This is a genomic window from Bifidobacterium sp. B4111, assembly GCF_026537235.1.
Lineage (GTDB): Bacteria > Actinomycetota > Actinomycetes > Actinomycetales > Bifidobacteriaceae > Bombiscardovia.
Genome location: NZ_JAFNMO010000001.1, coordinates 623,752 through 644,036, shown reverse-complemented (window position 1 = coordinate 644,036; position 20,285 = coordinate 623,752). Strand labels below are relative to the sequence as shown.

The following is a 20,285-nucleotide window of genomic DNA, read 5'->3' as shown; positions in this document are numbered from 1 at the left end:
ATGTCGAAGCTGCCCGGAAAGATGACGCGAAAGCAGCACTGGGTGCCGCGGTTCTACCTGCGCCATTTCGCGGATTCCTCCGGGCAGCTTCATGCCTACAGCAGACAGAAGGGCTCCTTCTTCCGCACGAATTGCGAGAACCTTTGCAGCATGCGCGATCTTTATGAGGTCGAGCATGCCGATGCGACAGGCGATGCGACAGACAGATTCTATGCGCAGAACCTCATCGAGGTTAAGCTATCTGAGCTCGAGAGCCGCATCGCGCCGCTTTACGATCGCTTTTTGGAACGCCAGAAAGAAGACCAGTGCGAAGACGAAGGGTATTCTGATGGGAAAGCCGCCGTTTGCGAGCTGGCAGCAAATATCATCGTCCGGCACCCTATCAGTATGCGCGTCGACAAGAAATGGTCACGCGAGACTGCCGAAGAGCTGCTCAGAAACGTTCATCTGACACCCTATGAGCTCGGCTTGCTCGATTGGTCGGATTGGCGCGGGGATTCCCAAGCGGTGGTCGAGCTTGCCGCCGCCGCAACCATGCTCTTCTCCAACGATGATATTGTGCCAGTTAACCGTATTCGAAAGGCTTTTTTTGAGAAGAGCTTCTCCATCCTTAGGGCACCCGTCGGCTCAGGGTTCGTTACGACGTCGATGCCTATGTTCATCATCGGGCCCGAGGACGACTCGTACGATTTTCATCTCGCGTATATGCCGTTGAGCAGTGAGTATGCTGCGGTCTTTTCAGATGACCCTCTATTTCCGCCGTTTGCGAGACTCGGTTTTTCGGGCGTCGAGTTCATGAACCGACTTCTTCTGCTTAACTGCGAGCATTGGGATGTCGCCATATCGAGGGGAAGCGGCCCGCTCGAGCACGCGGTACGCGATTGAAGTCAAGCGAACAGTGCCGAATTCATGCACGAGATGTTCACGCGCGACGGCAGGGAGCTATCCCTCGACACAGTGATCTACGACCGCTCGAAGAAGAAGGGGCAGACGATGATCGATACCATCGACCGTGGCTGCCTCGAGGGCGGCTGCCTTGATGACGAGGACCTGCGCATCATCTTCGAGCACCTTCTGGGGAGAAGACGGCAAGGACCGGGAACATTAAAGGGTCAAGCAGCGTATTGATAAAATTGACCCCGCCAGCAATAACCGCAAAGGATAGATAGGGCTTTAAGGATGGATGCAGGAAAAGCAACGATAAGCGGCGTGTTCAACGGATCGCGCCTGCTCGAAATACCTTTTTACCAAAGGGCGTACGTCTGGGGAGAAGAGCAATGGGAGCGTTTCCTCGGCGACATGGAGTTCGTCACGGCCTCGAAGCGGCCCTATTTCCTGGGCTCCATCATCCTGAAGCAGGCCTCCTCCGGCAACACCTGGTCCGAGGTCTCCGAGGTTCGCACCGTCATCGACGGCCAGCAGCGACTCACGACCATGGTCATCTTCTTCAAGGCACTCTGTGCAAAAAACGGCACCAACAATTTGTTTGAGCGAGATTTCGTCCTGGAGACCGGCGATGTCGCCTTGCGGCACGGCAAGTACGACCGGCAGGATTTCGAAAAGGTCGTCAGCGCCACGGGCTGCGAACCCCTCGAGGGCTCCTCGGCCATCGTCCTTGCCTACAACTACTTCCTCAAGAATATCGACCCGGAGAAGGTCGACAGGAACACGATCAAGTCGAACGTCCAGTTCGTCTGCATCGATCTTACCGAGGGCGAGGACGAGCAGCAGATATTCGACACCATCAACTCGCTCGGGGTGCGCCTGACGACGGCGGAGCTCCTTAAGAACTACTTCTTCAACCGCGAGAACGAGCAGGCGTTCAAGGAGTGCTGGGAAGACGTCTTCGAGCCCACGGCTGAGAAGAGGGAGTATTGGGAGCAGGAGATCGTTACCGGGCGCATCAAGCGCACGCTCGTCGACCTCTTCTTCGACGCGTTCCTCCAGATTCTGGTCCAGGACAAGAGGCGTGGCGTCACGACCGAGGACAAGCTCTTCTATTCGCGTACTTCGAACCTCTTCCAGTCCTACAAGGATTTCATCGGCAGGTACTGCAACGGCGACAAGGTCGAGATTCTCGACAACATGAAGGCGTATGCCGAGGCGTTCGAGTCCACGTTCGACCCTGGCTACTGCGACGCGGACATCCCCTCCGCTTCCGGCGTCGAGCGCCTGAACGTGCTGATATTCGGCCTCAAGAACTCGACGCTCATCCCGTACGTGCTCTACGTTCGAAAGAACGCGGAGTCTTCGAGCGAGGAATCTAAGATCTACGCCCTGCTTGAGAGCTACATCGTCCGCCGAATGCTGGTTCAGGCGACCACGAAGAACTACAACAGGCTGTTCACCTCGCTGATCTTGAACGAGGTGAAGGACGCGGAGGCGCTGAGGAAGGCTCTCGAAGCCAATGACGAGGCGACGACGTACATGCCCGGCGACGCCGAGGTTCGAGCGGCATTCGAGGAATCGTGTCTGTACAACCTCCAGTCCAAGGGCGTCCTCTATCTGCTGGAAAGCGCCATTCGTCCGGGCATGAGCAGCACGGCCCTGCTCGGGTTCAACCAGACACCCTCGAGCACATGATGCCCAAGAAGTGGCGCAACAAATGGGGAGCCCTCGACGATGAGGCTGCCACGCGAAGGGACCGGAAGCTCCTCACGCTCGGCAACCTCGCCATCATCACGCATTCGCTCAACGCCTCCATCCGCGATGCCGATTGGCCCACCAAGAAGCAGGGAAAGGGATACAAGGACGGCCTTGCCCTCTGCGCCGCCGGCCTTGCGACCATGGCCGGCGCCCTAGAGAAGGAGTCTTGGAACGAGGGCGATATCGCCGATCGCGCCGAATGGCTTGCGGACAAGGCGTTGGAGGTCTGGCGCTAGGCCCTACCTGCGTCCCATCTCGAAGATGCTTGCGGTGTCGGAACCCGCATCGATGACGGATGGAACCGGCTCTTCCAAAAACGTAGTTCGTGGCGATGTCTCTTCCGTCGGCGCGTCAAGAGGCTCGCCGAGCGCTAGGAAGAACCTCATCACGTGCTCAATTCTCTGTTGCAGGGACTCGCTCAGCTCGCCGTAGGAGGCCGCCAGCCGCACCTCCTTGGCCAATTCCGCCATCGAGTCCCTCAGTGCCTTCTGCACGCTCACGGAGGGCCTCACCTCGACCTGGGTATCGGTGAGCTTGGCGATGATGTAGTCCTGCCTGTTCATGCCGCTCCAGGCTGCCATCTCGCATATGAGCTTGCGCTCCTCGGGCGTGCAGCGGAACGCCATCGTCTTGCTGCGCTTGCGGGCGCTGTTCTCGCACGGCATCCTTCTTACCCCCTCGCCCCGTCGAGCGCGGCGGCCATCTCGTCCTGCTTCGTGGGGAACAGGTGCGCGTAGCGGTAGGTGATGTCCACCGCCTCGTGGCCCATGCGCTCGGCGATGGCCAGCGCGGAGAAGCCCATCTCTATCAGCAGGCTCACATGGCTGTGGCGTATGTCGTGTATGCGGATGCGCTTCACGCCCGACGCCTTGCACCCGCGCTCCATCTCGTGGGCCAGGAAGTGCTTGGTCACGGCGAACAGGCGCTCGTCGGGGGCGACGTCGTCGCGCATCTCGATGAAGTCCGCCATCTCGTCGCGCAGGAAGGCGGGCATGACGATCGTGCGCACGGACTTGGGCGTCTTGGGGTCGGTCACGGTGTCAACGCCGTTGAGGCTCTGGTACGACTTGTTGATGCGCAGCCGCGAGCTCTCCAGCATGAAGTCGGACGGCGTGAGCGCCAGGAGCTCGCCGCAGCGTATGCCCGTCCAGTAAAGCAGCTCGAAGGCGTGGAATGAGAGAGGCTTGTCCATGACGGCCTCGCTGAACCTCAGGTACTCGTCCTTGGTCCAGAACTGCATCTCGCCGCCCTTCTTCGAGCCTATCTTGTCGACCCTGCGCACCGGGTTGTCGCTGAGGCCGTAGTAGCGCTCGGCGTGGTTGAAGATGGCGTTGAGCTGGTTGTTCACTGTGCGCAGGTACGTCGGTGCCCAGGGCTTCCCGTCGGCGTCCCGGTGCTCGGTGAGCTCGTTTTGCCACCTGATGACGTCGATCGGCCTCACGTCGCACATGCGCATGTCCCCGAAGAACGGCACGAGCTTGTCGTTGATGATGTACTCCTTGGTGATCCACGTGTGCTCGCGTATGCGCGGCTTCACCTCGGAGGCGTACACCTCGACGAACTCGGAGAACGTCATGTCCATGGCCCCGCCGTTAAGGCTCTTGAACTGGCTCTCCCACACTGCGGCCTCCACCTCGGAGGAGAAGCCGCGCTTCGTCTTGTGGCGCTTCGAGCCGCGGGCGTCGCGGTAGTAGCACTGCACGTAGAACGTGCCGTTGCCGTCGTCCTTGTACACGGGCATGTCAGTCCACCTCCGGGAAGTACAGGGCGTCGAAGACGTCGCTTCGAACGCGCCCGCGGATGACCACGCGCCCGCGCGCCTCCTGCTCGGCGTTTATCTTCCTGATCACCTCGTAGGCGCTGCCTTTCTTGATCCTCAGCAGCTCCGCGACCTCGTCGGCGTCCAGCATGTGCGGCCTCGGCGTCTTCGCCACCTTCTCGTCCATGGCTCCTCCAATCAATGGCGTACGGATACGTACGTTTCACAGATTCAGAGTAAACGTACATATCTGTACTGTCAATAGAATTGCGTACATTTGCGTACGCTGATAAGATGTGCTGGTACGTAATTCCAGGAGGAGGGCTCATGTCCGTAGGCGAGAACATAAGGCGGTACCGCAAGTCGCGCGGCATGACGCAGGCGCAGCTCGCCGAGGCGGTCGGCCTGACCGAGGGGGCCGTGCGCCACTACGAGAGCGGCATCCGCGCCGTGAAGCCCGAGCTGCTCGAGTCCATCTCCGCGGCGCTCGGCGTGTCCGTCAACGCCCTCAAGGATTACGGCGTCGAGACTGCGGGCGACCTCATGTCGCTGCTCGTGCGGCTCGAGGACTCCTTCGGCATCGTGCCCGCAGCCGACGGCACGGGCCTCTCCCTGAACCCCAAGGCGCCGCACGCGCCCAAAGCCGCGATGGCGATCGAACTGTGGGCAGAGAAGCGCGCGCAGCTCGAAAACGGCAAGATCGACGCCGACGAATACGAGGACTGGAAAGCCTCGCTGTAGCGGCTCTCCGCATTTCGCGATCAACGCAACCGAATCAGGACGGTGGACCAGGCGGCGAGCGCCGCTCGGGCCTGCGTAAGCTGAGTTTTTACTCCCCATTGCATGCCAAGGCATTTCCGGCGCACCTGGGGAGTAAATGACGCGGTGGCTTACACGGCGGCACGCGGCAGTACGCCGCGGCATTTCCCCTGGTTACTCCCGTTTTCATTGAGGCGGCGAGATTCTTTACTCCCCATTAACCACCTGGGAAAACGCTGTGAGAAGACCGCCGAAAAGCCTATTGAGTTCGATTTGAGTTTCACAGGCCCCGAAACGGCCCCGTTTGGCTCTCGGAGACAAAAATCGCGCGTCTACTCACTTGGGATGAATCCTTACTCCCGTTCCTCCGAATGCCGCACCGTGCCTTGCCGTCTTGAAACACGGGGGAGTAAATTGCGAAATCGCAGGTGAAAGGGAGTAAAACGACAAAGAAAAAGCCTCCGTCCCAACGCGGGAACGGAGGCTCGGTTATCGTATTTACTCACCAACATCGCTGGCGGCTTTGCCATGACTCTCGTACGAAACGAAACTCAGCGGCACAGTGCGGCACTCAAAAATGCAGGTCAAAACCCTATCAGCCTACTCCCACTCGATGGTTGCCGGAGGCTTGGAGGTGCAGTCCAGGACCACGCGGTTGATGCCCGGGCACTCGTTGGTAATGCGCGTGGAGATGGTGGCCAGCACGTCGTAGGGCAGACGGGTCCAGTCGGCAGTCATGGCATCCTCGGAAGAGACCGGACGCAGCACGATCGGCGAACCATAGGTACGCTCGTCGCCCTGCACACCTACTGAATGCACATTGGCCAGCAACACCACCGGGCACTGCCAGATCTGCCGATCCAGCCCAGCCTTGGACAGCTCTTCACGGGCAATCGCATCGGCCTCACGCAAGGTCTCCAAGCGTTCCTGGGTGATCTCGCCGATGATGCGGATGCCCAGACCGGGGCCCGGGAAAGGCTGACGCCAGACGATCTGGTCAGGCAGGCCCAGTTCGGTGCCGATGGCCCGGACCTCATCCTTGAAGAGGGTGCGCAGGGGCTCGATCAGCTTGAACTTGACATCCTTGGGCAGACCGCCCACGTTGTGGTGGGATTTGATATTGGCCGCTCCGTCTCCGCCGCCGGACTCGACTACGTCCGGATAGAGCGTGCCCTGCACCAGGAACTTGACCTCCTTGCCGGTCTTGCCGGCTTCCTCGATCACCTGCCGCTGGGCCTTTTCAAAGGTGCGGATGAACTTCTCGCCGATGATTTTGCGCTTGCGCTCAGGCTCGGAAACGCCCTTGAGGGCAGTCAGGAAGTCCTGCGAGGCATCCACGGCGATCAGCTTGATGCCAGTGGCGGCCACAAAATCATGCTTGACCTGCTCGGCCTCCCCCTTACGCAAGAGCCCATGATCCACGAAGACGCAGGTCAGCTGGTCGCCGACGGCCCGGTGGACCAGAGCGGCCGCCACGGCTGAATCTACGCCGCCCGACAGGCCGCAGATGACCTGGTCGTCACCCACCGTGCGACGGATCTTCTCCACCTGCTGCTCGATGATACCCGAGGCGTTCCAATCCGACGGCAGTCCGGCGCACTGATGCAGGAAGCGGTCGATCAGGTCCTGCCCCAGAGGGGTGTTGGTGACCTCGGGATGCCACTGGACCCCGTACAGCCCCCGGGAAGGATCCTGCATGGCCGCCACCGGAGCACCCTCGGTATGCGCCAAAACCTCAAAGCCTTCGGGCGCACGGTTGACGGCGACGCCATGGCTCATCCATACATCCTGCCGCGCCGGCGAATCCTGCAGTATTCCCTTGGCGCTGTCGATGAAGGCCTCGGTCTTGCCGTACTCCCCCAGGGCCGCCTTGTCCACCTCGCCGCCCAGCTCATGGGCCATGACCTGGAAGCCGTAGCAGATGCCCAGCACGGGCACACCCGCCTCGAAAATCCTCTTGTCGATGGTCGGCGCCCCGTCCACGTAGACGGAGGCCGGTCCGCCGGAGAGGATGACCGCCTTTGGATCCTTGGCCAGCATCTGATCCAGGCTCATCGAATGAGGCACCAGCTCGGAGTAGACCCCCGCCTCCCTGACTCGACGAGCGATCAGCTGGGCGTACTGCGCACCGAAATCGACCACCAGGACGGGACCCTGTGCCATAAGACTCCTTATATATATGTATGCTGTATCTGCCACGGATGTCCGGAAGCGACGATTCAACGCTCTCGGACAAGTCCAGTATGGTTGCAGTTTTCGACAATGCTACCGTCATTGAGCCCTCATCGGCACCCCCGGCGGAAATTCCTGTCTGCAAGCAGACAATTCCCTCGCATTTTCTCACAAGAGCGAACACACACTGCAAGAAAACGTTCAGAAAAGTCTGCTCGTTCACGTACCATGTAGGCATTGGGTACGAACCCGACGGATGCCTGAAATGACACCGTACGAGCCCGTAACCGAAGTAAATAAACAATCGCACTATAGTGCAGGAGTACACATGACGAATCCTGTTATCGGCACCCCTTGGGCGAAGCTGGAGACCCCAATCGCCGAGGAGACCCTCGAGGCCGTCGACAAGTATTGGCGGGCGGCCAACTATCTTTCCATCGGACAGATTTATCTTCGCAGCAACCCCCTGATGAAGGAGCCCTTCACTCGGGAGGATGTCAAGCATCGTCTGGTCGGCCACTGGGGCACCACCCCCGGCCTGAACTTCCTGCTGGGCCATATCAACCGTCTGATCGCCGACCATCAGCAGAACACCGTGATCATCATGGGCCCCGGCCACGGCGGCCCCGCCGGCACCTCGCAGTCCTACCTGGATGGCACCTACAGCGAGTACTACCCCAAGATCACCAACGATGAGGCCGGCCTGCAGAAGTTCTTCCGCCAGTTCTCCTACCCGGGCGGCATCCCCTCCCACTTCGCGCCTGAGACCCCCGGATCCATTCACGAGGGCGGCGAGCTGGGCTATGCCCTCTCCCACGCCTATGGCGCCATCATGAACAACCCCAGCCTCTTCGTACCCTGCATCGTGGGCGACGGCGAGGCCGAGACCGGCCCTCTGGCCACCGGCTGGCAGTCCAACAAGCTGGTCAACCCCCGCACCGACGGCATCGTCCTGCCCATTCTGCACCTGAACGGCTACAAGATCGCCAACCCGACCATCCTCTCGCGCATCTCCGACGAGGAGCTGCATGAGTACTTCCATGGCATGGGCTATGAGCCCTTCGAGTTCGTTGCAGGGTTCGACGACGAGGACCATCTGTCCATCCACCGCCGCTTCGCCGACATGCTGGAGACCGTCTTCGACAAGATCTGCGACATCAAGGCCCGGGCCGAAACCGACGACATGACCCGTCCCTTCTACCCCATGATCATCTTCCGCACACCCAAGGGCTGGACCTGCCCCAAGTTCATCGACGGCAAGAAGACCGAGGGATCCTGGCGCGCCCACCAGGTGCCGCTGACCTCCGCCCGCGACACCGAGGCCCACTTCCAGATCCTCAAGAACTGGCTGGCCTCCTACAAGCCCGAGGAGCTCTTCGACGAGAAGGGCACCCTGCGTCCCGAGGTCACCAGCTTCATGCCCAAGGGCGACCTGCGCATCGGCGAGAACCCCAACGCCAACGGCGGCCGGCTGCTCAAGCCGCTGGAGCTGCCTGACATCCACGACTACGAGATCGACATCAAGAAGCACGGCCACGGCTGGGGCGCCACCGAGGCCACCCGCGTCCTGGGCTACTACACCCGCGACGTACTGGCCAAGAACCCCACCGACTTCCGCATCTTCGGGCCCGATGAGACGGCTTCCAACCGTCTGGCCGCTGCCTACGAAGTGACCAACAAGCAGTGGGATGCCGACTACCTGTCGGAGCTGACCGACGAGCATATGGCCCACACCGGCCAGGTCATCGAGCAGCTCTCCGAGCACCAGATGGAAGGCTTCCTGGAGGGATACCTGCTGACCGGGCGCCACGGCATCTGGAGCTCCTACGAGTCCTTCGTGCACGTCATCGACTCCATGATCAACCAACACGCCAAGTGGCTGGAGGCCACCGTCCGCGAAATCCCGTGGCGCAAGCCCATCGCCGGACTGAACCTCCTGGTCACCTCGCACGTCTGGCGTCAGGACCACAACGGGTTCTCCCACCAGGATCCCGGCTTCGTCGACATCCTGCTGAACAAGAACTTCAACAACGATCACGTGGTCAACATCTACTTCCCCGCCGATGCCAACATGCTGCTGAACGTGGGCGAGCGTTGCTACAAGTCGACCAACTGCATCAACGCCATCTTCGCCGGCAAGCAGCCCGCCGCCACCTACCAGAGCGTGGACGAGGCCGCCGCCGAGCTGGAGAAGGGGGCCGCCCGCTGGGATTGGGCCTCCAACGCCAAGGATGCCGAGGATGCTGATGTCGTCATCGCCACCGCGGGCGACATCCCCACCCAGGAGGCCCTGGCCGCCGACGACATGCTGCAGAAGCTGGGCCTCAAGGTTCAGTTCGTCAACGTGGTCGACCTGCTGAAGATCCAGGACACCGAGGAGAACGATCAGGCCCTGTCCGACGAGGAGTTCACCGAGCTCTTCAGCAAGGACAAGCCGGTCCTGTTCGCCTTCCACGCCTACCCCGGCTCCATCTACCGCCTGATCCACGGACGTCCCAACCACGACAACTTCTCCGTGCACGGCTACGAGGAGCAGGGCTCCACCACCACGCCATTCGACATGGTGCGCGTCAACAACATGGATCGTTGGTGCCTGGCCGCCTCCGCCCTGAAGCTGGTGGATGCCGGCAAGTACGCCGACCAGATCGACAAGTGGACCAAGTTCCGCGACGAGGCCTTCCAGTTCGCCGTGGACAAGGGCTACGACCACCCCGATTACACCGATTGGGTCTGGCCCGATGCCAACCGCGCCGGCCAGGAGACCATCTCCGCCACCGCCGCGACCGCCGGAGACAACGAGTGATACGCTGATCCGACCCTGAAACCGCCCGTCATGCGCAGCCCGCATGGCGGGCGGTTTCTGTATACTGGACAAGGTTGTGAACAAAGCAGTCATCAAGGCAACCACATCCGGACAGGAGAAGACACAGTGAGTCTTGCAAGCATCACCATCATCAGCCCAGAAGCCGCCAACGGCCGCAATGTCGTGGCCTACGGCCTGACCAAGGCCCTGAGCGCCAAAGCCAAAACGGCCGTATTCAGGCCAATCGCCTGCAGGAAGCACCCATTGACCCCGGAACTGGTTGCAGCCAGTTCATTCCCCGGCACGGATCCGGAGATCTGCCGTGGCAAGTGCCCTGGGCACGCCACTGAGGACACCATGCAGACCCGGGCCGATGTCCTCAACGCCTATGACGGTCTGGTGGAGGCCACCCATCCAGAGCGCGTCCTGATCGTGGGCAGCGATGCCTCAAAGCTCTTCGACCCCGGCCTGTTTGCTCTCAATGCACAGATCGCCGCCGACCTGAGGTCCCCGGTCATGCTGGCCGTCTGCACCATCGGCAGGGAACCCGGCCAGGTCATGAAGACCGTGGCTGCCTGCCGCCGGACCATCGAGGCCCAGGGAGCCGTGCTTGCCGGGATCTTCATCACCGGATGCCAGTCTGAGCAGAAGGCACCTCTTGCTCGGGCCTTCCAAGAGTATGATCTGCCGACCTGGACCGTCTCCAAGATGGACTTCGACACGGATCCGTCCGCCGATCAGGCCCGCCAGGCCACCAGCCAGACATTCCAGCAGGAGGTGGACGTCGACCAGGTGCTGAAGGCCGCCGACGCTGCCAGCCCCAAGGCCACCACGCCTGTAGCCTTCCAGAACGATCTGCTGGCCAAGGCCAAGGCCAACAGGAAGACCATTGTCCTGCCCGAAGGCGGCGAGGACCGCATCATCAAGGCGGCCGACTACCTGCTGGCCCGCAACATCGTTGACCTGATCATCGTGGGAGACAAGGATTCCATTCTGGCCCGCGGCAAGGAGCTTGGCCTCAACAACCTGGACAAGGCCTCCTTCCAGCCCATGGACGACGAGCAGGTGCTGGCACCCATGGTCGATCGCCTCTGCCAGCTGCGCGCCAAGAAGGGCATGACCCCGGAGCAAGCGCGCAAGCAGCTGGCCGATCCCTCCTACTTCGGCACCATGCTGGTGGTGCTTGGCAAGGCCGACGGCCTGGTGTCCGGCTCCATCAACTCAACCGCCAATACGGTCCGCCCAGCCCTACAGGTGATCAAGACCAAGCCGGGTGCCTCGCTGGTATCCGGAGCATTCCTCATGTGCTTCCCCGACCATGTGGCGGTCTTCGCCGACTGCGCCATCAATCTCAACCCGTCATCCGAACAGCTGGCTGACATAGCCATTCAGTCGGCCCAGACGGCCCGCTCCTTCAGCGTGGAACCGCGAGTAGGCATGCTCTCCTACTCCACCCTGGGATCAGGCAAGGGCCCGGATGTGGACCTGGTGGAAGAGGCCACCCGCCTGGCCAAGGAGAAGGCGCCGGACCTGCCCATCGTGGGCCCCATCCAGTTCGACGCGGCCTGGTCCCCCACTGTGGCGGCCACCAAGGCCAAGGGCGATCCGGTCGCCGGAACGGTCAACGTCTTCGTCTTCCCCAGCCTGAGCGCCGGCAACATCGGTTACAAGGCCGTACAACGCACCTCGGGTGCCCTGGCCATCGGACCGGTCCTGCAGGGGCTGAACAAGCCGGTTAACGACCTCTCGCGCGGCGCTCTGGTGGCTGACATCATCAACACCGTGGCTCTGACCGCCGTCGAGGCCCAGGACTGATCGCCGTCCCTATAAGGTCTTTATGAACCTCTGGGGCTGCTGCTGGATCCTATCTCTAGAAGGTTCCGGTAGCAGCCCCAAAACCATGTCGGCCTGGCTATATACCGCGGCTTGTAAGGGCCGACGAGTAATCTTGAAGACTGATTGAGGAGCACTGGCTCTATACAAGCACATCAGGAGGATGCCCCAATGGCGAAAACCGTCCTAGTCATCAATTCGGGTTCAAGCTCGATCAAGTACCAGCTGGTCGATCTGGAGACCAGTCAGAGCCTGGCCTCGGGTCTGGTCGAGAAGATCGGCGAGCCCACCGACGGCCACTACAAGCATGAGGTCAACGGCGAAAAACACGAGCTTGAGGAGCCCATCCACGACCATGAGGTCGGGCTCAAGCGTGTCCTGGGCTTCTTCAAGGAGTATGGCCCTGATCTGGACAAGGCCGGCATCATCGCCGTCGGCCACCGTGTCGTCCAGGGTGGAGCCATCTTCCCCAAGCCCGCTCTCCTGACCAAGAAGACCCTGAGCCAGGTCAAGGATCTGGCCGTGCTGGCCCCCCTGCACAACGGACCCGAGGCTGAAGGCGCCGAGGTCATGAGCCGACTGATGCCGCAGACCCCCCAGGTCTTCGTCTTCGATTCCTCCTTCTTCTTCGAACTGCCCAAGAAGGCCTCCACCTACGCCCTCAACAAGGACATCGCCAAGCAGTACCACATCCGTCGCTACGGCGCCCATGGCACCAGCCACCAGTACGTTGGCCAGCTGGTTCCCGGCCTGCTGGGCAAGCCTGCAGAGGGCCTGCGGCAGATTGTCCTGCACATCGGCAACGGGGCTTCCGCTTCGGCACAGGTCTCCGGGCATCCCGTCGAGACCTCCATGGGCCTGACCCCTCTGGAGGGCCTGGTCATGGGCGGGCGCACCGGCGACATCGACCCTGCCGTTGTCTTCCACCTGATCCGCAACGCCCACATGAGCGTGGATGAGCTGGACACCCTCTTCAACAAGCGCTCCGGCATGACCGGCCTGACCGGCCATGGCGACATGCGCGAGGTCCACAAGCTGATCGCCGAGGGCGACGAGGATGCCAAGCTGGCCCTGGACATCTACGTTCACCGCATCGTCGGCTACATCGGCAACTACACGGCCCAGATGGGCGGCCTGGATGCCATTACTTTCACGGCCGGCGTGGGCGAAAACGATGAGATTGTGCGCCGCCGGGTCATCGAGCAGCTGGTGCCCTTCGGCGTGAAGCTGGACCAGGAGAAGAACGACCAGCGGTCCAAGGAGGCCCGGATCATCTCCGCTCCTGACAGCACGGTCGCCGTCTGCGTCATCCCCACCAACGAGGAGCTCTCCATCGCCCGCCAGGCCGAGGTCGTCGCCAGCCAGGGCGATGCCTACGGCAACAAGTTCCAGGCCTGACCGTTAACCGGACCTGTCCCCTCAATCTGATTGATGATTGAATAAGGGATGATTGAGTTCAAGGTTTGGTTCTAGGAACCTGGTCCTAGGAGCAGAAAGAGGCCGGTGACCACAGCAATGCATGTGGTCACCGACCTTTTTCTATATATCGTTTAGGTCAGTCCCCCAAAGCCGCCAATGCCTCCTTGTGCAGAAGACCGTTGCTAGCTAGACCATTGCCACCCCATGGACCCGGGTTGCCTGCCAGATCGGTAAAGCTGCCGCCTGCCTCGGTCACGATGGGGACCAGGGCACCCATGTCATAGAGGTCCAGCTCCGGTTCGGCCGCCAGATCAATGGCACCCTGGGCCAGGAGCATGTACTGCCAGAAGTCGCCGAATCCGCGCAGACGCCAGATCCGGTCAGTCAGGTCGAGAAGCCGCTCCCGGCGGCCTATGGCCTTCCACCCTGTCAGCGACGACAAGGACATGGAAGCGTCTTCCATCCGATCCACTCTTGATACGTGGATGGCCTTGGGGGCCTCGCCCTGGCGCGCCATGTAGGCTCCCTGACCCTGCGCAGCATACCAACGGGTGCCCAGCATGGGGGCCGATACCGCGCCGACTACCATCTGGTGGTCTACCTCCAAGCCGATCAGGGTCGCCCAGACGGGGACCCCGCGCACATAGTTCTTGGTCCCGTCAATCGGATCGATGATCCACCGCCTGCCGTTGGACTCCTGCTTTCCCAGCTCCTCGGCATAGATGGTATCGTCCGGCCTAGCCCGAGCCAGCACGCGACGAATCACCGCCTCCGCCTCCCTGTCAGCCTGGGTGACCGGGGTATTGTCCGACTTGCGTTCCACGTGAAGATCCGGCGACTTGAAGTAGCCCATGGTGACCTGATCCGCCTGGTCAACCATGGCGATGGCCAGGTCCAGATCCTCCTGCCAGGTCTGCCTTTCAGCTTCGACGCTCATAACACGGCTCCTTTCGCTCGAATCGCTGTAGCTCAGCCTTGACCCTCGTCTGCCAGCATCCGCTTCCACATACCCGGGAAGTCGGGCATGGTCTTGGCCGTGGTGCCGATATTACGCACTCGGATGCCAGGTATCTTGAGCCCGATCATGGCGGCAAAGGTGGCCATGCGATGATCGGCATAGGTCTCCATGACGGCCCCATGCATACTGTGCACAGGCACGGGCTCGATGGCCAGGCCATCGTCCAGCTCACGGGCCTGGCCGCCTATTCTGGTGATTTCGGTGGCCAGTGCCTTCAGCCGATTGGTCTCATGACCGCGCAGGTGGTCAATGCCGTGCAGGCGGCTGGGCCCATCGGCAAAGACCAGGATGGCCGCAATCGAGGGAACGATCTCCCCTGCTGGGGACAGGTCGAAGTCGCCGAGTCCATGAATGGCTTCCCCCCCGGTCACCCGACAGGTGGCGCTACCCTTACCGTCGGGAACCATGTCTACCTTCGCGCCCATAGTTTTCAGATACCCGGGCAGCAAGCCACCTGGCTGTGTGGTCCGTTCTGGCCAGTTGGGCACACTGACTTGCCCGCCTCCTATCAGGGCTGCTCCCAGGAAGGGAGCCACATTCGACAGGTCGGGCTCCACCTGGACCCGATCGGGCAGCTGCGTCCCAGCAGATCCCCTGCCTTCAACGCTCCACTTGCAACGATCAGGATTGGCCTGAACCTGGACTCCAGCCTGATGCAGATCCTCAACAGTCATGGCGATGTGCGGAAGACTGGGCAGATGCTGACCAGAGTGGACGATGGTCATAGTGCCATCAGCTCTGGCAGCCAGCAGCAGGAGGCCGGAAATGAACTGCGAGGATGCCGAGGAGTCTATGGTCACCTCCCTGCCCACCAGGCGATTCGGGGGTGTGAGCACAAAGGGCAGGAAGCCCTCCTGGCCTAGGTACTCGATCTTGGCTCCCAGCTGGGTCAGGCCGTCCAAGAGAGGCCTCATGGGACGCCGATAGGCCTGCTGGTCTCCATCGAAGTGCGTGGGGCCATCAGCCAGCATGGCTAGGCCCGGCACGAAGCGCATGACGGTTCCAGCCAGTCCGCAGTCTACCCGGGCGCCGCCACGGAAACGTCCGCCTGACGGTGGAATGACCGTTACATTCGTAGGGTCGTCCGGATCAACCCGACAATCCACGCCGAGGGCCTCCAGGGCCCCAATCATCAGGTCCGTATCACGCGATCTGAGCAGACCAGTCAGCCTGACCGGACGACTTCCCAGGGTCGCCAGGATCAGATACCTGTTCGAGAGGGACTTGCTCCCCGGTATGGTCACCGTTGCATCCAAGGGGCCATCAGCCTGCGGTGCCGCCCATATCTCTTCCACTGTCATGGTCACCATGGTAACCGCAGGCGCAGAGCTGTTCGCGCTCCCTGCTCATCCTCGCAGGACCAGCCGGGACCCGACCGTGTGCTATATTGATACATTGTGCCCATGCAGTGACAGCGATGGGCGCCGGGCTATAGCGCAGCTTGGTAGCGCGCCTGCTTTGGGTGCAGGATGTCGCCGGTTCAAATCCGGCTAGCCCGACTTTTGCTTTCGTCCCATTTCGGGAGTCGGATCCTTGGCATTCATGCCCAGCAATCCCGTAGAGAAAATCGACAGAGCAAAAAGGCCCGTCAGGCCCGCATAAATGGACATGGTGATGGGGATGCCGACCAGATTACCCAGCGTCAGAAAGACCATCTGCCCCAGAGGCGCCCCGATCATCATGACAGTCTGTACCACTCCCATAGTTGCGGCCAAGTGGTCCTCGGCCACCGTACTGATGAGCATGGTCATGAACCTAGGGTTGATCTTGCCCAGAAGATAGTTCATGGCCAGGAGAGGAAAGAACAGTAGGGCAGGAATGCGCAGCCAGACCAGATTGACCCCTACCACAGCAGCTGCGGCCATGACACCGGTCAGCAGGTGGGCCATGGGTAACCGCCTGAGAGGATCCGCAGCAATGAGTGCACCGAGGATGAGTCCCAGGGAGGAGATGCCGTTGACGGCGGCAATAGTCGTTCCGTAGCTTCCCCACCAGACCTCGGGCTGGAGATAAGCCCCAGATTGAGCAGGGGCTGCAGGGCCGTCCCCAGAAGGTTGACCATGCATCCGAAACCCACCATCAGGACCAGAAAGGCGGAGTGGTGGAACTCCCCCAAGGTCACATGGAGGCTGGATGCTAGTCCCACATGCTTGCCCACAGGCGAGCCATTAACTGAGACCTCCGCCCTGACGAATTCCCTATAGCCAACAGCAACGAGAATCCCCGCCAGAAGGAAGGTGAGGGCGTTGATCAGCGCAAATATAGCGAAACTGTTACCCAGGAAGGCAATTAACACTGCGCCTCCACCTGCACTGATGACAGCCGCAACGCTGGAGGTAGCAGAGGTGATCGAAGTAGCCTGGTGAAGCTGGCCCGGCTGAACCAGATGTTTGAGAACCGGCATCCACAGACTGCCTGCATACCCCTCCAGCATGGAAGATGTCATATCCACGGCCACCAGCAGCAGGAAGACGGGAAGGCTCTTGGACCTGCCGATCATTATGGCCATAACCAGATAGATACACACCTGAACCAGCTTGATCACCACTTGCATCCGCGTCTTGTGCATGGTCCTGTCGGCCAGGTATCCGGTCAGAATGGCCGTCAGGGCTGGAGCCACCCAGGCCATTGAGGCTATGGAGACGGCCAGTCCGGCAAAGGGCATGGTCTGGGCATAGACGATGAAGACGATGTTGAAGAGCTCGCCTCCGACCGTATTCAAGAGACTGGCCAGAAACATGGTCACGAAAGGCTTGTTCTTCAGAAGCTCCTGCATGGTCGGCCGTCGATCAGGGCAGTTCGATCTTCATGAGGGTCCGGTGAAGCAGCCACCAGGCCGGCAGGGAGGCCAGAAAGATAATCAGAAGCAGCAGAGCAGACAGTGGCGGGGAGAGGGAGAGCAGGTTGCCCACTACAGCGTCCAGCAGAAGCAGGACTGCGAACATGATGGGCAGCGAGCGCTTCCAGAAGCCTATAGAAAGGGCGATGCCAACCAACCCCACCAGGTCCGGCAAGGCTGGTAACCAGCATGAGGAGAACCTGTCCAAGCAGACTGCCTGACGAGCCCGTTCCAAGCGAACCCACAAGACGGTCGATCAGCAAGATGACAGTCAGGGTGATGGCCGTCCCAACCAAGTAGGAGAGCGCCGTAAAGAGGCCGACGAAAACCAGCTTAGACAACAGGATTCGACCTCGCGATATCGGGCATGAGAGGGTGAGCGCCAGGTTCCTCCACGTATAGGGCTCAATGAAGACCAGGTTGCAGAGGGCAGCAGCCACCAGGGAGAAGCCCACCAGAAGGATGACCATGGCCATCTGCAGCACGAAGGCCAGACTGGACAGCCGAGGGTCTGACCGGCCGCTTGTGTGGCCAATGGCCAGGAACATGCCTCCGATGGCCAAGGCTGCGGCCACTACTGCCAGCCCTCCGAAGATGCAGGGCCATAGCCTGGTCTTTTTCAGCTCTAATTTCAGCAGCGTCTTCATATCAGCCCTCCATGGCCTTGACCAGGGTTCGCTCGGCGACCTCCTGGCCTTGATTGAGCAGTTCCGGCACGCTGGCCTGTAGGCTGATTCTGCCGTCCGCCACGACCATTACGCGGTCGGCCGTGCGCAACACCTCGGAGAGAATGTGGCTGGAAAAGAGGATTGCACTCCCCTGGGCTGCCAGGCTTCGCAGGCTGTCTCGCAGCTGTTCGATGGCCACAGGGTCCAGTCCGTTCAGCGGCTCGTCCAGTAGGTAAAGGTCAGGATGATGGCCCATGCACCTGGCCAGGACCAACCTCTGCCTCATACCCATGGAATACCTGCCGACAGGAGTAGTTGAATCGGCGGCCAATCCGACCTTCTCCAAAAGATGGCTGATCCCGGTAGGCTTGGCATCCCTATGCTCCCGGTCTGCCAATGCCAGGTAGGTCAGATCAATTTCAAGATTCTCCCTAGCGCTGAGGGACTCATAAAAGACCGGCTCGTTGATGGACGCTCCCATTCTGGCCAGATTGCCCGGATAGTCTTCGCGGAGAGGCCTCCCTAGAAAACAGACTCTGCCGCCGACAGGCCTCCGGTCAGGATCTTCAACAGCGTGGACTTGCCAGCCCCGTTGGCACCCAGCAAGCCCAGAATCTCGCCCTGCTCCAGGGTCAAATCCAGTCCGGACAGCACCTCCCTGCCTTCAAATACTTGGACAATACCGTCCGCCTTCAGCACCTGCATAAAACTCCCTTCAAAAATACCGATGGTATGTTTGGTGGAAACAAAAACCATTCCTCGGTGAGCGCCCGAATCTTGCTAGTAGCCGGAGCCCTCTTGGCCTTAAGAAATCTATCGGCTCTAAGAGACCCCTTGATCCTGATTCTTGTCAGATTCCTCTTGCGTGGACTCCCCGCTGGTGGCAGTCAAAGGATTGCTCTTCAGATGTGCGTGCAGGTGCACGGCCGCGCGAATAACCCGATCATCGACGACAGGCGCCCCTATTCCCTTGAGCATATCCGCCAACAGGGTGAACTTGGAGACCACCTGGTCCCGGGTCATGGTCGAGAATCGAATCCCTATCCACATGTTGAGCAGGATGTAGAGCACCTGGGCCAGATCCTCGGGATTGCATGGGGCGATGGAGCCGTCCTCCACACCTTCGCGGACATCAGGGGTGATCACGTCCACAATCCTGTCCATGGATTTCAGATACATCTCCCCTACCATGAGGGGGCTCTTCAGCAGGGTTCTGGCGGAGAAGGTGACATCCAGACGCGAGTATGCCGATAAGGAGGCAATCAGCTCGTTGCGCAGCTTCTCCAACCCGGTCTCGCCAGGCCAGTCCCCCAGCCAGTCTCCCTGGGATGAGGACGAGGCCATACGCTCGGTGACCGCGTGGAAAATAGCCGTCTTGGATGGGAAATGGTAGTAGACCGCTCCCTTGGTCATGCCACCCAGGCCGTCGACGATGTCCTGGATGCTGGTTCCGTCGTAACCCTTTTCCAGGAAGAGCCACTGAGCTACATCAAGGATCTGATTGCGATGTCCTTCAGGATCCTTCGGCGTGCCCATGCAGTGCTCCTCTCCCTGTCAGCGCAACAATGCCTGATCATTCTGACATGACCATCTTTTCTGACAAGAAGATATCATACCACCGGTATGTTCTGCTTGCGCAATTACGAGCGTTGAAGCCTAGACATTAATCCTTTTGCAGGCGACGGATGGCTTCATGCTGAATGGCCACCACCGCCTTGGCATCGGCGACTCCCGCTGCACAAAGCTCCTGCCAGGAGACCCAGGCCGACTGGATATGCTCGCCCGGGTCGAAGTCGGTGGATCCTTGATGCCAGCGACGCAGATGCAGGACCACGATGTGGCCGAGCTCGTCGCTCATACCCAGGGAGGAGTAGACATCGGGAGCAGCATCAATCCAACCGTCCTCCGGATCCAGATGGCTTTCTGAGCCCGTCGCACCCTCAGGTCCGGGCACCAGACCGGTCTCCTCACGCAGCTCGCGCAGGACGGCCTTGACGGGGCTCTCCCCCGGGTCGATGAAGCCGGCCGGCAGGCCGAAGACATAGGCCTGGGCACCCACCCGGTACTCGCGGGTCAGCAGATAGGCATCGGCAGCGCAGTCGTGTACCAGGATGACCACACAGGGGTCATGACGGATGAGCTGCCGGTCGATGGTTTCCTTGGAACCGTCACGCCGGAACATGGCCACCCGCTGCTGGTCGATAACGAATATCGGGCCGCGAAAGACCTCCCTGTCATCCATCAGCTTGGGAGCGCGGGTCATATCGATACCCTTGGGTCCCTGACCATCGCGGCCATCCAGTTTGGCGGCCAATCGTGCCTGCAGATCCTGCGCTTCATCGCTCATGAAATCACTCCTCCTCAACCAT

At 60.7% G+C, this 20,285-nt stretch carries 19 protein-coding genes, 1 tRNA gene and 2 pseudogenes; 9 read left to right on the top strand and 13 right to left on the bottom strand.

The genetic code is table 11. From position 1 onward, the window contains the following. The 4 genes from J3T93_RS02975 to J3T93_RS02960 are packed head-to-tail and all read left to right on the top strand — an operon-like array spanning window position 1 to window position 2,882. A complete protein-coding gene (locus J3T93_RS02975) occupies window positions 1–885 on the top strand; it encodes a DUF4238 domain-containing protein (RefSeq protein WP_022349656.1) in 885 nt (294 codons plus the stop codon). 24 nt (window positions 886–909) lie between these two features. After that, window positions 910–1,128 (top strand): hypothetical protein, encoded by a 219-nt coding sequence (locus J3T93_RS02970; protein WP_022349657.1) that lies wholly within the window; start codon window positions 910–912, stop codon window positions 1,126–1,128. A 51-nt stretch (window positions 1,129–1,179) separates the two neighbouring features. Next, complete coding sequence (locus J3T93_RS02965) at window positions 1,180–2,583, top strand: DUF262 domain-containing protein (RefSeq protein ID WP_267430460.1); 1,404 nt, start codon at window positions 1,180–1,182, stop codon at window positions 2,581–2,583. After that, entirely contained in the window at window positions 2,580–2,882 is a 303-nt protein-coding gene (locus J3T93_RS02960) for an HNH endonuclease family protein (protein ID WP_267430459.1), read from the top strand. Before J3T93_RS02965 ends, J3T93_RS02960 begins: the two co-directional genes overlap by 4 nt. 3 nt (window positions 2,883–2,885) lie before the next feature. Here the strand turns inward: J3T93_RS02960 and J3T93_RS02955 are convergent, their stop codons facing one another. The 3 genes from J3T93_RS02955 to J3T93_RS02945 are packed head-to-tail and all read right to left on the bottom strand — an operon-like array spanning window position 2,886 to window position 4,592. After that, window positions 2,886–3,311, bottom strand: coding sequence for a plasmid mobilization protein (locus J3T93_RS02955; RefSeq protein WP_022349659.1), 426 nt, complete (start codon window positions 3,309–3,311; stop codon window positions 2,886–2,888). Window positions 3,312–3,316: 5 nt separating this feature from the next. Next, window positions 3,317–4,387: a site-specific integrase gene (locus J3T93_RS02950; protein ID WP_022349660.1), complete on the bottom strand. Its 1,071-nt coding sequence runs from the start codon at window positions 4,385–4,387 to the stop codon at window positions 3,317–3,319. 1 nt (window position 4,388) lies between these two features. Next, window positions 4,389–4,592, bottom strand: coding sequence for a hypothetical protein (locus J3T93_RS02945; RefSeq protein WP_006681531.1), 204 nt, complete (start codon window positions 4,590–4,592; stop codon window positions 4,389–4,391). 140 nt (window positions 4,593–4,732) lie between these two features. Between J3T93_RS02945 and J3T93_RS02940 the strand changes: the two genes are divergently transcribed. After that, window positions 4,733–5,146, top strand: a complete 414-nt coding sequence (locus J3T93_RS02940; RefSeq protein ID WP_022349661.1) for a helix-turn-helix domain-containing protein — start codon at window positions 4,733–4,735, stop codon at window positions 5,144–5,146. Between the two features lie 618 nt (window positions 5,147–5,764). Here J3T93_RS02940 and guaA read toward each other — a convergent pair. Beyond that, complete coding sequence (guaA, locus tag J3T93_RS02935) at window positions 5,765–7,327, bottom strand: glutamine-hydrolyzing GMP synthase (protein WP_267430458.1); 1,563 nt, start codon at window positions 7,325–7,327, stop codon at window positions 5,765–5,767. A gap of 337 nt (window positions 7,328–7,664) precedes the next feature. Here guaA and J3T93_RS02930 point away from each other — a divergent pair, with 337 nt between their 5' ends. The 3 genes from J3T93_RS02930 to J3T93_RS02920 all read left to right on the top strand — a co-directional run bounded on the left by J3T93_RS02930 (window position 7,665) and on the right by J3T93_RS02920 (window position 13,370). Further along, window positions 7,665–10,139 carry a phosphoketolase gene (locus J3T93_RS02930; RefSeq protein ID WP_045924542.1) on the top strand — a complete coding sequence of 825 codons (2,475 nt, stop codon included), beginning with the start codon at window positions 7,665–7,667 and terminating at the stop codon, window positions 10,137–10,139. A gap of 126 nt (window positions 10,140–10,265) precedes the next feature. Then, window positions 10,266–11,954 carry a phosphate acetyltransferase gene (pta, locus tag J3T93_RS02925; protein ID WP_267430457.1) on the top strand — a complete coding sequence of 563 codons (1,689 nt, stop codon included), beginning with the start codon at window positions 10,266–10,268 and terminating at the stop codon, window positions 11,952–11,954. A 189-nt stretch (window positions 11,955–12,143) separates the two neighbouring features. Further along, window positions 12,144–13,370: an acetate/propionate family kinase gene (locus J3T93_RS02920; RefSeq protein ID WP_267430456.1), complete on the top strand. Its 1,227-nt coding sequence runs from the start codon at window positions 12,144–12,146 to the stop codon at window positions 13,368–13,370. Between the two features lie 157 nt (window positions 13,371–13,527). On the opposite strand, the gene hisN is transcribed toward J3T93_RS02920, so the two are convergent. Beyond that, complete coding sequence (gene hisN / locus J3T93_RS02915) at window positions 13,528–14,328, bottom strand: histidinol-phosphatase (RefSeq protein ID WP_267430455.1); 801 nt, start codon at window positions 14,326–14,328, stop codon at window positions 13,528–13,530. A gap of 32 nt (window positions 14,329–14,360) precedes the next feature. Then, complete coding sequence (aroA, locus tag J3T93_RS02910; protein ID WP_416378823.1) at window positions 14,361–15,716, bottom strand: 3-phosphoshikimate 1-carboxyvinyltransferase; 1,356 nt, start codon at window positions 15,714–15,716, stop codon at window positions 14,361–14,363. Between the two features lie 118 nt (window positions 15,717–15,834). Here aroA and J3T93_RS02905 point away from each other — a divergent pair. After that, window positions 15,835–15,908 (top strand) — tRNA-Pro (locus tag J3T93_RS02905). Here J3T93_RS02905 and J3T93_RS02900 read toward each other — a convergent pair. The 7 genes and pseudogenes from J3T93_RS02900 to J3T93_RS02875 form a co-directional block, all read right to left on the bottom strand. Continuing rightward, window positions 15,900–16,298, bottom strand: a complete 399-nt coding sequence (locus tag J3T93_RS02900; protein WP_267399817.1) for a hypothetical protein — start codon at window positions 16,296–16,298, stop codon at window positions 15,900–15,902. The two genes, J3T93_RS02905 and J3T93_RS02900, sit on opposite strands and share 9 nt — an antisense overlap. Further along, a complete protein-coding gene (locus tag J3T93_RS02895) occupies window positions 16,283–17,185 on the bottom strand; it encodes a hypothetical protein (RefSeq protein WP_267399815.1) in 903 nt (300 codons plus the stop codon). Before J3T93_RS02895 ends, J3T93_RS02900 begins: the two co-directional genes overlap by 16 nt. 13 nt (window positions 17,186–17,198) lie before the next feature. Further along, window positions 17,199–17,423: a hypothetical protein gene (locus tag J3T93_RS02890; RefSeq protein WP_267430453.1), complete on the bottom strand. Its 225-nt coding sequence runs from the start codon at window positions 17,421–17,423 to the stop codon at window positions 17,199–17,201. Window positions 17,424–17,445: 22 nt separating this feature from the next. Then, window positions 17,446–17,895: pseudogene (locus tag J3T93_RS10020) on the bottom strand (ABC transporter permease); the annotation flags it as partial. 1 nt (window position 17,896) lies between these two features. Further along, window positions 17,897–18,621 (bottom strand): annotated as a pseudogene (locus J3T93_RS02885) (ABC transporter ATP-binding protein). Window positions 18,622–18,738: 117 nt separating this feature from the next. Beyond that, the gene (locus tag J3T93_RS02880) at window positions 18,739–19,452 is read right to left on the bottom strand and encodes a TetR/AcrR family transcriptional regulator (RefSeq protein ID WP_267399812.1); all 714 of its coding nucleotides are present in this window, start codon (window positions 19,450–19,452) and stop codon (window positions 18,739–18,741) included. 127 nt (window positions 19,453–19,579) lie between these two features. Beyond that, window positions 19,580–20,263, bottom strand: coding sequence for an NUDIX hydrolase (locus J3T93_RS02875; protein WP_267399811.1), 684 nt, complete (start codon window positions 20,261–20,263; stop codon window positions 19,580–19,582). Window positions 20,264–20,285 lie beyond the last annotated feature (22 nt).